General features: G+C 65.3%; 14 protein-coding genes. 5 read left to right on the top strand and 9 right to left on the bottom strand.

Annotation, left to right across the window (positions count from 1 at the left end):
• The first annotated feature begins 53 nt into the window (after positions 1 to 53).
• On the top strand, positions 54 to 488 hold the full coding sequence (locus EDC39_RS05580; protein ID WP_187426657.1) for an Hsp20/alpha crystallin family protein: 435 nt from the start codon (positions 54 to 56) through the stop codon (positions 486 to 488).
• A 60-nt stretch (positions 489 to 548) separates the two neighbouring features.
• On the opposite strand, the gene EDC39_RS05575 is transcribed toward EDC39_RS05580, so the two are convergent.
• Positions 549 to 1673 carry a mechanosensitive ion channel family protein gene (locus EDC39_RS05575; RefSeq protein ID WP_148895396.1) on the bottom strand — a complete coding sequence of 375 codons (1125 nt, stop codon included), beginning with the start codon at positions 1671 to 1673 and terminating at the stop codon, positions 549 to 551.
• Positions 1674 to 1828: 155 nt separating this feature from the next.
• Between EDC39_RS05575 and acnA the strand changes: the two genes are divergently transcribed.
• Entirely contained in the window at positions 1829 to 4489 is a 2661-nt protein-coding gene (gene acnA, locus EDC39_RS05570) for an aconitate hydratase AcnA (protein ID WP_148895395.1), read from the top strand.
• A gap of 167 nt (positions 4490 to 4656) precedes the next feature.
• Complete coding sequence (locus EDC39_RS05565; RefSeq protein ID WP_148895394.1) at positions 4657 to 5409, top strand: SDR family NAD(P)-dependent oxidoreductase; 753 nt, start codon at positions 4657 to 4659, stop codon at positions 5407 to 5409.
• Positions 5410 to 5642: 233 nt separating this feature from the next.
• On the opposite strand, the gene EDC39_RS05560 is transcribed toward EDC39_RS05565, so the two are convergent.
• From EDC39_RS05560 to EDC39_RS05540, 5 genes are all read right to left on the bottom strand, one after another.
• The gene (locus tag EDC39_RS05560; protein ID WP_148895393.1) at positions 5643 to 6128 is read right to left on the bottom strand and encodes a thermonuclease family protein; all 486 of its coding nucleotides are present in this window, start codon (positions 6126 to 6128) and stop codon (positions 5643 to 5645) included.
• Positions 6125 to 6550, bottom strand: a complete 426-nt coding sequence (locus EDC39_RS05555; protein ID WP_148895392.1) for a hypothetical protein — start codon at positions 6548 to 6550, stop codon at positions 6125 to 6127. The genes EDC39_RS05560 and EDC39_RS05555 overlap by 4 nt, the downstream gene beginning before the upstream one ends.
• Positions 6551 to 6779: 229 nt before the next feature.
• Entirely contained in the window at positions 6780 to 7592 is an 813-nt protein-coding gene (gene larE / locus EDC39_RS05550) for an ATP-dependent sacrificial sulfur transferase LarE (RefSeq protein WP_148895391.1), read from the bottom strand.
• A 22-nt stretch (positions 7593 to 7614) separates the two neighbouring features.
• On the bottom strand, positions 7615 to 8526 hold the full coding sequence (gene cysK, locus EDC39_RS05545) for a cysteine synthase A (protein ID WP_148895390.1): 912 nt from the start codon (positions 8524 to 8526) through the stop codon (positions 7615 to 7617).
• A 16-nt stretch (positions 8527 to 8542) separates the two neighbouring features.
• Positions 8543 to 9010, bottom strand: coding sequence for an RrF2 family transcriptional regulator (locus EDC39_RS05540; protein ID WP_148895389.1), 468 nt, complete (start codon positions 9008 to 9010; stop codon positions 8543 to 8545).
• Between the two features lie 357 nt (positions 9011 to 9367).
• Here EDC39_RS05540 and EDC39_RS05535 point away from each other — a divergent pair, with 357 nt between their 5' ends.
• On the top strand, positions 9368 to 9691 hold the full coding sequence (locus EDC39_RS05535) for a hypothetical protein (RefSeq protein ID WP_148895388.1): 324 nt from the start codon (positions 9368 to 9370) through the stop codon (positions 9689 to 9691).
• 39 nt (positions 9692 to 9730) lie between these two features.
• On the opposite strand, the gene EDC39_RS05530 is transcribed toward EDC39_RS05535, so the two are convergent.
• The 3 genes from EDC39_RS05530 to EDC39_RS05520 form a co-directional block, all read right to left on the bottom strand.
• The gene (locus EDC39_RS05530; RefSeq protein WP_148895387.1) at positions 9731 to 10141 is read right to left on the bottom strand and encodes an NfeD family protein; all 411 of its coding nucleotides are present in this window, start codon (positions 10139 to 10141) and stop codon (positions 9731 to 9733) included.
• 55 nt (positions 10142 to 10196) lie between these two features.
• The gene (gene lysA, locus EDC39_RS05525) at positions 10197 to 11456 is read right to left on the bottom strand and encodes a diaminopimelate decarboxylase (RefSeq protein ID WP_148895386.1); all 1260 of its coding nucleotides are present in this window, start codon (positions 11454 to 11456) and stop codon (positions 10197 to 10199) included.
• A 105-nt stretch (positions 11457 to 11561) separates the two neighbouring features.
• Positions 11562 to 12029 (bottom strand): Lrp/AsnC family transcriptional regulator, encoded by a 468-nt coding sequence (locus tag EDC39_RS05520; RefSeq protein WP_148895385.1) that lies wholly within the window; start codon positions 12027 to 12029, stop codon positions 11562 to 11564.
• A gap of 121 nt (positions 12030 to 12150) precedes the next feature.
• On the opposite strand from EDC39_RS05520, the gene EDC39_RS05515 reads away from it, so the two are divergent.
• Positions 12151 to 13359: an MFS transporter gene (locus tag EDC39_RS05515; protein ID WP_222862841.1), complete on the top strand. Its 1209-nt coding sequence runs from the start codon at positions 12151 to 12153 to the stop codon at positions 13357 to 13359.
• Positions 13360 to 13366 lie beyond the last annotated feature (7 nt).

Raw genomic sequence — 13366 nt, 5'->3', positions numbered from 1 at the left:
TGGGCGATAATCGGCCCCTGTCGATCGATTTTTCCGTTGCCGGGAGGATTGCCATGCCGATGGTCAAATGGAACCCGCTGCCCGAGCTGGAGGACATCCGGAGGCGTATGGATCGCCTGCTCGACGCCAGCCGGGAGCAGCTCGAAGACGAGCCGGCCGAGGAGCGTGTCTGGCAGCCGGTGGCTGACATCTGCGAGAACGAGCGGCAGATCGTCATCAACCTCGAGCTGCCGGGTGTCACCCAGGACGCCATCGACGTCAGGATAGAGGGCCACAACCTGGTCGTCTCCGGTGAGCGGCCTTTCGTGCAGACCGAGGGCTACCAGCGCATCGAGGGCAACTACGGCCCCTTCGAGCGCTCTTTCATCCTGCCGTCGGGTATCGACGAGTCGGGCATCTCCGCCCGCTGCGAACTGGGCGTGCTGCGGGTGGTTCTGCCCAAGCAGCCACCGGGGGAGGCGAAACAGATCACGGTCGAGGCGGATTGAGGACAAAGGGGCGAAGCCGGCAACGCGGTTTCGCCCCTTTCGCTTTTCCGGCGGGGAAGGTCAGCGACCCCTTTCCTCTGCCGTCGCCGGCTCCATGTCGCCCTCCTTGTGCTGCAGGTAGATTGTGCGGCTGGGGAAGGCGATCTCCAGCCCCATCTCCTCCAGCAGTTCCATGATCTTCAAGCAGAGGTCCTGGCGGGCGTCGAGGTATTCGCCCCAGACGGTGGTTCTGGTGAAGCAGTAGACCATGATGTCGAGGGACGACGGGCCGAAGTCGGTGAAGTTGACCAGCCAGAAATCCTGGTCGATGGCCGGATGGGTGCGCAGCAGCTCGCGGATGCCCTCGACCGCCTGCCGCATCCGCTCCGGGCCGGTGTCGTAGGTCAGGCCGACGGTCAGCTTGATCCGCCTTTTCGGCATGCGCGAGTAGTTGTTGATCGCCTGGTTGGCGATCACCGAGTTGGGAACCGAAATCAGGGTCTTGGCGAAGGTGCGGATCTTGGTCGAGCGGAAGCCGACCTCCTCCACCGTCCCCTCCAGGTCGCCGGTTTTGATCCAGTCGCCCAGGCGGAAGGGGCGGTCGAGCAGGATCATGATCGAGCCGAAGACGTTGGCCAGAGTGTCCCTGGCGGCCAGGGCGACGGCGAGGCCGCCGATGCCGAGGGAGGCGAGCAGGCCGGAGATGGAATAGCCGAGGTTCTGGATGACCATCAGCACCGCCATGGCGACGATGAACACCCGCAGCGCCTTGCGGATGAAGGGGGCGAGCTGGTCGTCGAGGTCGGTCTCGGTCTTGCCCGACCAGCTCCTGAGCAGCAGATCGATGACGTCGACCAGATTGAACAGCGCCCAGGCGATGCTGAAGGTAACCAGGATCCTGACCAGCGCCTCGCCGCCGAAGGCGAGGTTGACCGGCTCGGTCGGCAGACGCAGCAGCTCGAAGGCCAGAGCGAGGCCACCGATGAAGACGAGCAGTTCCGCCGGCTTGCGCAGGGCGGCCAGGGCCCGGTTGTCGTAATCTCCGCGGGTGCGTCCGGCCAGCGGGAAGAGGACGCGGATGAAGAACTGGCCGACCAGTTTCTTGGCCAGCAGGCCGACGAACAGCATGCCCATGGCCATGGCGAAGCGGCTTAAGGGGATGCCGAGAAAGGTTTCGGTGAAGATCTGCCGGATGGTTTCGAGCATCTGTTCCCTCCGCGTCTATGGCGTTGAAAACACTCCTGGCGCCTGTGCAATATCCTGCTAAGCTTGCAGGAAATTCCGCTGAAAGACAAGCGCTGGCTCCCGTCCACGTCTGGTAAAATGAAAAGAAAAACAGCCCACTGTCCAGGAGAGAAGCCATGAGCCGACAGACCTTCAATGCCTGCCGCACCCTTACGGTCGGCGGCGAGGATTACCGATACTACGCCCTGGCGGTGGTCGCCGAGGCCGGTCTTGCCAGCATCGACCGCCTCCCCTTCACTCTCAAGATCCTGCTGGAGAACCTGCTGCGCTTCGAGGATGGCGAAACGGTCACCCGTGCCGACATCGAGGCCCTGGTCGCCTGGCAGCGGCAGCGGCGCAGCGATCACGAAATCGCCTATCGGCCGGCGCGGGTGCTGATGCAGGACTTCACCGGGGTGCCGGCGGTGGTCGACCTGGCCGCCATGCGCGACGCGGTCAGGCGCGCCGGCGGCGATCCGAAGCGGATCAATCCGCGCATCCCCGTCGACCTGGTCATCGACCACTCGGTGATGGTCGACAAGTACGCCATACCCGAGGCCTTCGCCTACAACGTCGAGCGGGAGATGGAGCGCAACCACGAGCGTTACGCGTTTTTGCGCTGGGGACAGCTCGCCTTCGACAACTTCCGGGTGGTGCCGCCCGGCACCGGCATCTGCCACCAGGTCAACCTCGAGTATCTGGCCCGCACCGTCTGGAGCGAGCAGGACGGGAACAGCCGCCTGGCCTATCCCGACACCCTGGTCGGCACCGATTCGCACACCACCATGATCAACGGCCTGGCCGTTCTCGGTTGGGGCGTCGGCGGCATCGAGGCCGAGGCCGCCATGCTCGGCCAGCCGATCTCGATGCTGATTCCGGAAGTGGTCGGTTTCCGTTTCACCGGCGCTCTCGGGGAGGGCGTCACCGCCACCGACCTGGTGCTGACCGTCACCGAGCTGCTGCGAGATTTCGGTGTGGTCGGCAAGTTCGTCGAATTCTTCGGCGAGGGTCTGTCGCGCCTGTCGCTGGCCGACAGGGCCACCATCGCCAACATGGCGCCCGAGTATGGTGCCACCTGCGGCTTCTTCCCGGTTGACCAGGTGACCCTCGACTACCTGAAACTGACCGGCCGCCCGGAGGCGACAGTCGCTCTGGTCGAGGCCTACGCCAGGGCGCAGGGGATGTGGCGCGACGACGACGTGCCGGACCCGCTGTACACCGATGTGCTCGAACTCGACCTTTCCACCGTCCGGCCGAGTCTCGCCGGCCCCAGGCGGCCCCAGGACCGGGTCTGGCTCGGCGACCTGAAGACGGCGACGGACGATGCCATTCCCGGGGATGCGCGGGAAAAGACGGTGACGGTGGCCGGCAGCGATTACGAGCTGAAGCAGGGAGACGTGGTGATCGCCGCCATCACCTCCTGCACCAACACCTCCAATCCGGCGGTGATGATGGGGGCGGGACTGCTGGCGAAAAAGGCGGTGGAAAAGGGCCTGCGGCAAAAGCCCTGGGTGAAGACCTCGCTGGCGCCCGGTTCCAAAGTGGTGACCGACTATCTGGAGAAGGCCGGCCTGCAGCGCTATCTCGACCAGCTCGGCTTCAACGTCGTCGGCTACGGCTGCACCACCTGCATCGGCAATTCCGGACCGCTGGCCGACCCTGTCGCCGACGCCATCGCCGAAGGCGACCTGACCGTCTGTTCGGTGCTCTCCGGCAACCGCAACTTTGAAGGGCGGGTCCATGCCCAGACCCGCGCCAACTGGCTCGCCTCGCCGCCTCTGGTGGTCGCCTTCGCACTGGCCGGGACCACCCGCATCGACCTGACCCGCGAGCCTCTGGGCGAGGATGCCGATGGCAACCCGGTCTACCTGAAGGACATCTGGCCGAGCGATGCCGAGATCGCCGAGCTGGTCAGCCTGGTCTCCGCCGACATGTTCCGCGAGAAATATGCCGATGTCTTCACCGGCGAGCCGAGCTGGCGCCAGCTGCCAGTGCCGGAAGGGGAAACCTACGACTGGGCGCCCGATTCCACCTATGTCCGCGAGCCCTCTTTCTTCGAAATCCGGCAGGATTCGCCGCAGGGCCTGCCCGGCTTCGCCGGCGCGCGCATGCTCGCCATGCTGGGCGATTCGATCACCACCGACCACATCTCGCCCGCCGGGGCGATCCTCGCTTCCTCGCCGGCCGGCGTCTACCTGCGCGAGCACGGAGTGGAGCCGGCGGAATTCAACTCCTACGGCTCGCGGCGCGGCAATCACGAGGTGATGGTGCGTGGCACCTTCGCCAACATCCGGCTGCGCAACGAACTGGCTCCGGGGGTTGAAGGGGGCTACACCCGCGGACTCGACGGCAAGGTGACCACCATCTTCGAGGCGGCCATGGCCTACCGGAAGGCCGGCATCCCCCTCATCATCATCGCCGGCCGCGAGTACGGCACCGGGTCGAGCCGCGACTGGGCGGCCAAGGGGACCCTGCTGCTCGGCGTGAAGGCGGTCATCGCCGAAAGCTACGAACGCATTCACCGCTCCAATCTGATCGGCATGGGGATCCTGCCCCTGCAGTTTCCACCGGGCGTCGACCGCAAGACCCTGCAGCTCGACGGCAGCGAGACCTTCGACCTGGCCGCCTGCCCGGGGCCGGTCGAGTCGGGCCAGACGATCCCCCTGCGCATCAACCGCACCGACGGCGGCAGCGACGAGGTCGAGGTCATCTGCCGACTCGATACCCATAACGAGATCCGCTATTATCAGGCTGGCGGAATTCTCAACTACGTGCTGCGGCGGATCGTGAAGGAGTGATTCGCGAATACATCATATCTCGCACAGAGACACAGAGAAAACCCTGGTCGAGAATTTTTGGGAAGGGCAAGAGCCAAGCGCTTTCTGTGGCTCTGCGTCTTGAGTGAGCGGCAGCGAACGGGCGTGAGCCAGATTTTCTGAATGAAACCCATAAAGGAGGTCTCGTCATGCGAACCATCTTCATCACCGGCGCCTCGGCCGGTTTCGGCGCCGCCTGCGCCCGGCGTTTTGCGGCGGCCGGCGATCGCCTGGTTCTGGCGGCCAGGCGCCTGGAGAAGCTCGAGCGGCTGCGCGAAGAGCTGGGCGATGTGCCGGTGCACCTGGTTATGCTGGACGTGCGTGACAACGCGGCGGTCCGGGCGGCGATCGAAGGTCTGCCGGCCGAATTCGCCGGGGTCGACATCCTGGTCAACAACGCCGGCCTCGCCCTCGGGCTGGAGCCGGCCTGGCAGGTCGACCTGGAGGACTGGGAGCGGATGATCGACACCAACATCAAGGGGCTGGTCTACTGCACCCACGCCCTGCTGGGCGGCATGGTCGCGCGTCGCCGCGGGCATGTCATCAACATCGGCTCCATCGCCGGTTCCTGGCCCTACGCCGGCGGCAACGTCTACGGGGCGACCAAGGCCTTCGTCCTGCAGTTCACCCGCAATCTGCGCACCGACCTGCACGGCACCGGCGTGCGCGCCACCTGTATTGCGCCGGGGATGGCGGAGACCGAGTTTTCGCAGGTGCGCTTCAAGGGGGACGAGGCGCGGGCGGCGGCCGTCTACCGGGGCGCGCGGGCTTTGAGCGCCGAGGATATCGCCGAATGTGTCTTCTGGTGCGCCTCGCTTCCGGAGCATGTCAACATCAACCAGCTCGAGGTGATGCCGACCGACCAGAGCTGGGGCGCGACGATGGTGCACCGGGAGGAGTGAAAGGTTCCGCTGGCGGCCGCTTCTATTGCTGGTGCCGATGCTGTTGCCGGCGGGCTGCTCTGCCGACGGCTGGACGCGGCTGGGGTACGAAACGCCCAAGAGCTGGCGGCAGCGGCAATGCGCCGTGTATGCGCAGACCGGGCCGGAGTGGCCCGAATGCGTACGACGGCACAGTTGTGAGAACCATCAGCGGCAACGGTATGCACCGTGACAAGGTCAGGAGGGCGATATTTTCAGGGGCGGGCCCAGAGGCCGACGCCCCTTTGTCTTGCGTTCTGTTCCAGCCGCAGGAACTCCTGCTTGCGGGCGAACTCAAAGCGGCGAAAGACGCTGGCGTAGCCCTTTTGCAGCAGTACCCGGTTCAGCATGCGGCCGTCGGGCAGAAAGACATAGGCGAGGGTGCGGCCGTACCTGTCCCGCATTTCGCGGTCGAAACGCAGGGTAACGATTTTTCCCTTCACGGTCCGGATCTGGAAGCGCAGATTCTCGGTCGCGATCCGGCGCAGCCTTGCCGGGGCGATTCCCCAGCGACGGTAGAAGCGGTCACGGTCTGAATCCTCGTGTTCGGGGGCGTCGATGCCGAGCAGGCGGACCTTGCCGACGCCGGCCACCTTCAGGGTGTCGCCGTCGTAGATCCAGGTCACCTTGCCGTATGTTGCGGCCGCAGCCGGCGTGGCCAGCAGCAGAAGCGCCAGCCACAGGTGGAGCAGGGATCTCATCCCCGGCCCCAGAACGCGCGGGTGAAGATGCCGGTGAACAGGCCCCAGATGGCGTTGAGGATGATCACCACCAGCGGGGTGAGCGGTCCCAGCCCGAGGCCGAACATGCCGTGCGGGGTGTTGTTGGGAAAGATGATGAAGAGCTGGACGGCGCTCGGCAGCAGGCTGACCCAGATTCCCTTGCGCACCCAGTGCCGGCGGGTGCGGGGACGGCCGATGGTGAAGAAGTAGGCCAGGCCCCAGATGCCGCCCCAGACCAGCCGGGGATAGAGCCACTGGGCGGTCAGCGGGGGATGCAGGTTGACGCCGAGCATGGCGGTCAGCCCCCAGGCCCCGGCGTAATGGGCGGCGAGGCTGTTGATCAGCCCTCCGAGCAGCCCGGCGGTGAAGGTGGTCGCGAAAAGGGCGGCGCTCCGGTTCATGTTTCCTCCTGTGGCCTCGCGGATCCTTCTCCCCCCGCCCACCATGCGGTGACCTGCGCGGACCCGCCGCGGCTTTCTATTCGAATACTCGTGTCATCATGCAGCCCCTGTCCATTCAAGGCAGCGAACCAAACGGCTCGGACAGGCAAAAATCAAATCCTTGCAGCTTCCGATGAGGCAACCCGGCTGTTTGTGCCTTCGGCTTGCCGCTTCCGCCCGGTAAAAGGAATCAGACCTCGTTCATGCTGCCGGTGCGGTATCCTTGCAGGTCGAGGGCGACATAGGTGAATCCGGCGGCCCTGAATTCAGCGGTCACCGCCTGGCGCAGGGCCTCGTCGAAGAAGTGGCCGATTTCATCCGCAGCCACCTCGATGCGGGCGACGCTGTCGTGGTAGCGCACCCGGTAGTTGCGAAAGCCCTTTTCACGCAGAAAGGTTTCACAGCGGTCGACCTGCCGCAGCCGTTCGGCGGTGATTTCGGTGCCGTAGGGAAAGCGGGACGAAAGACAGGCGAAGGCCTGCTTGTCGGCGGTCGGCAATCCCAGCCGGCGGCTCAGGGTACGGATATCCTCCTTGCCGAGGCCGGCTTCGAGCAGCGGCGAGCGCACCTCAAGTTCGGCGGCGGCGTCCCGCCCGGGGCGGTGGTCGTTCAGGTCGTCCCGGTTGGAGCCGTCGAGGACGGCCCTGTAGCCGAGCTGCCGCGCCTTGTCGCGGCAGATGGAAAAGAGCTCGTGCTTGCAGTGGTAGCAGCGCCGGCGGTGATTCTGCGCGAAGCCGGGAATCTCCAGTTCGTTGCTTTCGACCACCAGCTGGCGGGCGCCGAAATCGGCGGCCAGCCGGCAGGCCTGTTCGAATTCGAACTGCGGATAGGTGGGCGAGGTGGCGGTCAGCGCCAGCACCCTGTCGGTTCCGAGGGTGTCGATGGCGACCTTGAGCAGAAAGGTCGAATCGACGCCGCCGGAAAAGGCGATGACCACCGATCCGAGTTCTTCGAGAATCGACTTCAGCCGGTCGAATTTGCTGTTGAGAGTTGTGTCGTTCACGTTGTACGTCCTTGGTCCGGCGTCAGTCGTAGATGCCGGTGGAAAGATAGCGTTCGCCGGTGTCGCAGAGAAAGGTGACCACGTTGTTGCCTGGGCCGAGCCGGCGGGCGACGGCTGCGGCGGCGACCAGGTTGGCGCCGGAGGAGATGCCGACAAACAGGCCGCACCGGCGGGCAAGCCGCCGGGTCATGGCGATCGCCTCGGCACCGTCGACGGTGATCACTTCGCTGTAGATGCCGGTGTCGAGAACCTCGGGCACGAAGCCGGCGCCGATGCCCTGGATCTTGTGCGGCCCCGGCAGGCCGCCGGAAAGGACCGGCGAATCGGCCGGCTCGACGGCGACGATCAGGGGATCGAGTCCGTGTTCCTTCAGCGCCCGGCCGACGCCGGTGATGGTGCCGCCGGTGCCGACGCCGGTCACCAGGGCGTCGATATGACCCTCCAGTGCCCGGATGATTTCGGGCCCGGTCGTCTGGCGATGGACTTCCGGGTTGGCCGGGTTGCTGAACTGCTGCGGCATGAAGGCCTTGTGTTCCCGTGCGATCTCCTCGGCCCGGTCGATGGCGCCGCGCATGCCCAGTTCGCCGGGTGTCAGCACCAGCTCGGCGCCGAAGGCGCCCAGCAGGCGCCGCCGTTCCAGGCTCATGGAGTCGGGCATGGTCAGGATCACGCGGTAGCCCCGGGCGGCTGCCACCAGCGACAGGCCGATGCCGGTGTTGCCGCTGGTCGGTTCGACGATGGTGGCGCCGGGGCGCAGACAACCGTCTTCCTCGGCCTTGCGGATCATGGCCAGGGCGATGCGGTCCTTGACACTGCCGCCGGGGTTGGCGGCCTCGAGTTTGCCCCAGATGGCGGCGTGGCTGTCGTCCACCAGACCGTCGATGCGAATCAGGGGGGTATTGCCGATCTGTTCGAGCAGGGTTCGGGTTGCCATGGGTCTTTTCGCCGTTTCAGATGAAATACATGTAGCGATGGTCGAGTTCCTTTTCGATGCCCATCTCGCGCGCCATGTCGCACATGTCCTTCAGCGAAACCGAGGAAAAATACGTGTTCAGCCTCTTGTTGGCCTCTTCCCAGATTTTCTGCGTGACGCAGTTTTGGTCGAATTCACAGTTGGCGGCACAACTCTTCTCCCGGGCGGTGCAGGCGACGAGAAAAACCTCGCCTTCGGCGGCCTCGATGACATCCTTGACGGTGATGTCGGCCGGGTCGCGGGCCAGGGTGTAGCCCCCCTGGGGGCCGCGGCGGCTCTTGAGCAGTCCCGCCCGTTTCAGGTCCTGGAAGATCTGCTCCAGGTAGCGGGGGGATATGTTCTGCCGCCGTGAGATGTCCTTGATCTGGGCGGGAAAGTTGCCCGAGTGGTAGGCCATGTCGAAGATCGCCCGCAAGCCGTAGCGGCTCTTGGTGGAAAGTTTCATCGGCTAATATCTCCTTAATTCGGATAAAGCGATTCTGCTAAAATACAGAAAAATTGTCAAGAATCTTCCCCGCCTCAGGCCCACCGCCTGTTTTGCGGGCCGAGGGGGCCGGTACAGGTCAAGCCGCGAAGCGCCCGGCCGATTCGGGTGCAAGCGTGGCAACAGCCATGTCGAGCACCAGATCGACGTTGGCAACGTGGCAGATGGAACTGCAACGGCTATCGAATCCGTTGATCTGGGTCGCTTGCCAAACAGCGGAAAAATGGTTCAATGAAGGACATGGATCTCGATCGTGTTCGACTGAAGCCGTCCCGGCCTGTCGGCAGTCTCCGATCCTCCCTCGCGGAGGGAGCGGGAATGTTCAGGGTAATCTGGTACGGGCTGGTCTGTGACGACAGGCCGGTGATGACCCTTGGCCTGAGGGAAGGGCCGGAAACGGTTCGGCGGCTCAGGCCGGGAGAACCCCTCATTTTTCGCCTGTCCGGGACCGGGGGGGAACCCTGTCCCGTCGTTGAGCTAGTCGGTGAAATGTCCGAGATGCGTGACTGGTTCGGTCGGACCCTGCTGCGGATGCGCCTGATGCACGCCCTGGTCGGCGGTCGCAGGCTGAATGATGGACAGTTGCATGAATTCTGCTGCCTGGGCGGCTGGCGGCGCTGGCTGGAAGCCGGTTCCGGCTGAGCATCGGACTGTCGACAACAAGCGGGGCCGACTACGTTTTCAGCGGCTTGAGTCTTCCTTCCGTTCCACCTGCAGCATCATCCCTTCCCGCGCCAGAATCCGCACCTGCTCTCCGGTACCGATCCGTCCGCCATCGCGGCAGCGGGCCTGCCACAGCTCGCCTCCGACCCTGACCGTGCCTTCCGGATCCAGGGGAACGATGACTTCGGCGGTGCGGCCGACAGGCGGTTCCGCCCCGGCTGTTTCCGATTGATAGGATCGCCAGGTCAGGGGGAAGAGAACAGCTTCCTTGGCCAGCCAGAGCAGCAGGATGCCCCAGAACCAGGATGACGGCAATGGTGTGAAGCGGTCGATGACCAGCAGGACCAGCACCAGCAGCAGGGTGCCGGGGATCTGCAGCAGCGCGTATTTGACAAAGGTCTGACGGCGGCAGCCGGCCAGTCGCTTCATGGTTCGGTTCGGGGCCGGCCCGGTGGTGCCGGGCCGGCCCCGCTCCTTTCGGATCTCAGAGAGCCAGGGTTCTGGGCTCGAAGGTCTGGGTGGCGAGATAGTCGTCGAGGGTTTCCGCCCGCCGAATCAGCTCGACCCGGCCGTCGGCGCGCAGCAGCAGCTCCTGCGGCCGCAGGCGGCCGTTGTACTGGAAACCCATGGCGTGGCCGTGGGCGCCGGTGTCGTGGATCACCAGCAGGTCGCCCTCCTCGATGCGTGGCAGTTCCCGCTGGACGGCGAACTTGTCGTTGTTCTCGCACAGCGAGCCGACCACGTCGACCACCTCGGTCGGCCGGCCTTCGGCGCCGGGAACGTCGATGTGATGATAGGCGCCGTAGATGGCCGGCCGCATCAGACTCGACATGCAGGCGTCGACGCCGATATAGCGGCGGTAGGTGTCCTTGTGGTTGATGGCCCGGGTCACCAGCACCCCGTGCGGACCGGTCATCCAGCGGCCCGACTCCATGACCATTCGTGGCGCCTGGCCGTGCCGGGCCCGGAAGTCGTCGAACAGGGCGGTGATCTCCCGGCTCATCCGCGCCAGGTCGAGGGGGCTGTCGTCGGGGCGGTAGGGGATGCCGAAGCCGCCGCCGATGTTGACGAACTCGAAGCGGATGCCGAGCTCGTTCATCACCAGTTCGGCCACCTCGAGAATCATGCGGGCCGTTTCGACCATGTAGGTGTAGTCGAGCTCGTTGGAGGCGACCATTGTGTGCAGGCCGAAGCGCTTCGCGCCCCGCTCGCGGGCCTGCCGGTAGGCGTCGACCACCTGGTTGTGGGTGACGCCGTACTTGGCCTCGACCGGGTTGCCGATGATCACGTTGCCGGTGCGGCGGGGGCCCGGATTGTAGCGGAAGCAGATCAGCTCCGGAAAGGGCTCGGGCACCTTGGCGATCAGGGAGATGTCGTCGAGGTTGAGAATGCAGCCGCCGTCCGCCGCCGCGGCGGTGAACTCGTGCGGCGCGGTGTTGTTGGAGGTGAACATGATCTCCATCGGTCCGGCGCCGACCCGTCGGGCCATGACCAGCTCGGGAATGGAGCTGCAGTCGAAGCCGAAGCCCATCCGCTTCATCAGTTCCAGGATCTTCAGGTTGGGCAGCGCCTTGACGGCGTAGTATTCCTGAAAGCCCTCGATGCCGGCGAAGGCCTCTTTCAGCCGGGCGCCGGTATCGAGGATGCCGGCCTCGTCATAGATGTGGAACGGCGTGCCGAAGTGCTCGGCGATCCGCTCCAGCTCGGGAAAGAGCCGCTGCTTGAAAGCGTCTGACATGGGCATGGGTGTAAATGTCTCCTTTGAAAGTCGTTTGGGAATTCAGGGGGCAGAATTCAGGAGAAATCTGTTGAAGCGATTCTGGCTCCTGACTTCTGGATTCCCGGTTTTTCATCCCAGGTCGATGCGCCGGGTTTCCTTCACCGTGTTCAGCACGATCTGGGTGCGGCTACTCCTGACGCCGGGGATGGTCAGCAGCCGGTCACGCAGCACCTGTCCCAGCTGGCGGGCGTTGGCCGCCCGGATCTTCAGCAGGTAGCCGTCGCCGCCGGCGACCTGGTGCAGCTCCTGGACGCCGGGCAATTCGGCCAGTCGGGTTTCCAGGTCGCCGTTGGCCGTCGCCGGGTCGATCTCGACCTGGACGAAGGCGGCCAGTCCCTGCCCGAAGGGCTCCGGGTTGAGGCGCACCTCGTAGCCTTCGATGATGCCCCGTTCTTCCAGCTTGCGGATGCGCTCCAGCACCGCCGAAGGGGCCATGCCGACCTGTCGGGCGACCTCGGCGTTCGGAATCCGGGCCTTTTTTTGAAGAATGTTTAGAATCTGAAAGTCGATGTCGTCGATTGTTCGCTTGATATCCATATGCTTCGAATGATATTCATTGGTGACTGGCGGTGTCAACAATAAATGTCCGTCGCCGGCGCAATGACGCGCCGGCCCCCTTTTGCCGCGTGGAAGGGGGAGGATGACGGCGGGGACGTGAATGATGTTCTACCTGCGACTCTTTCTGCCTTTCGGTTTCGGCTACTTTCTTTCCTATCTCTACCGGACGGTCAATGCCGTCATCGCCCCCGACCTGGCGCGCGACCTGGTGCTTTTGCCGGCGAGTCTCGGCTTTCTCACCTCGGCCTACTTTCTCACCTTCGCCCTGTCTCAGCTGCCGCTGGGGATTCTGCTCGACCGCTTCGGGCCGCGCCGGGTGGAAAGCCTGCTGCTGCTGGTCGCCGCCCTGGGTGCCCTGGTTTTCGCCCGCGCCCAGAGCCTGGAATGGCTGGTGGTTGGCCGCGGCCTGATCGGCATCGGCGTTTCGGCCTGCCTGATGGCCGCGTTCAAGGCTTTTGTCCTCTGGTTTCCCGCCGAGAGGCTGCCGCTGGCCAACGGGGTGCAGATGGTTTCCGGCGGTCTGGGGGCCTTGGCGGCGACGGTGCCGGTGGAGATGGCGCTGGGGATGACCGACTGGCGGGGGGTCTTTCTGCTGCTGGCCGGCCTGACCCTGCTGGCGGCGGTCATCCTCTGGCTGGTGATTCCCGAGGTGAAGCGGCCGGCCCGCTCCGACACTCTGGCCGGCCAGCTGCGGGGACTGGGACAGGTGTTTACCAGTGCCGCCTTCTGGCGGCTGACCCCCTGGACGGTCGCCGGCCAGGCGGCCTATCTCTCCCTCTACGGTCTCTGGTCCGGTCCCTGGCTGCGTGATGTCGGTCTGTTCGACCGGGCGGGTGTCGCCCGCGTTCTGCTGCTGGTGGCGGTGATGATGGTGCTCGGCTACTTCACGTTCGGCGTGCTTGCCGAGCGGCTGGCGCGGCGGGGAATCGGACCGCAGACGACAGCGGCTGCCGGGATGTCCGGCTTCGCCCTGGTGCAGTTCGGCCTGCTGTTCGCCGGTCCGGCGAGCGCCGTCTGGCTCTGGCTGCTGTTCGGCTTTTTCGGCACGACCTGCATCCTGCCCTACGCCGTTCTGGGGCAGAGCTTTCCGCCGTCTCTTTCCGGCCGGGCGACCACCGCCCTCAACCTGCTGGTCTTCGTCGGCGCCTTCGCCGCCCAGTGGGCGGTTGGCTGGATGGTCGGACTGTGGCCGGTGACGGCGACCGGCGGCTATCGGCCGGCCGGATACCGGCTGGGGTTCGGGGTGCTGCTCGGCCTGCAGCTGCTGGCCGCCCTCTGGTTTCTGGCGGCCGGCCGCCGACGGGGCTGAATCGGGC

The sequence above is a fragment of the Geothermobacter ehrlichii genome, from assembly GCF_008124615.1.
In the GTDB taxonomy this organism is placed as follows: Bacteria; Desulfobacterota; Desulfuromonadia; order Desulfuromonadales; family Geothermobacteraceae; genus Geothermobacter; species Geothermobacter ehrlichii.
Note: the sequence above shows the minus strand (reverse complement) of the source record. Positions and strands in the feature narration are given on the sequence as shown.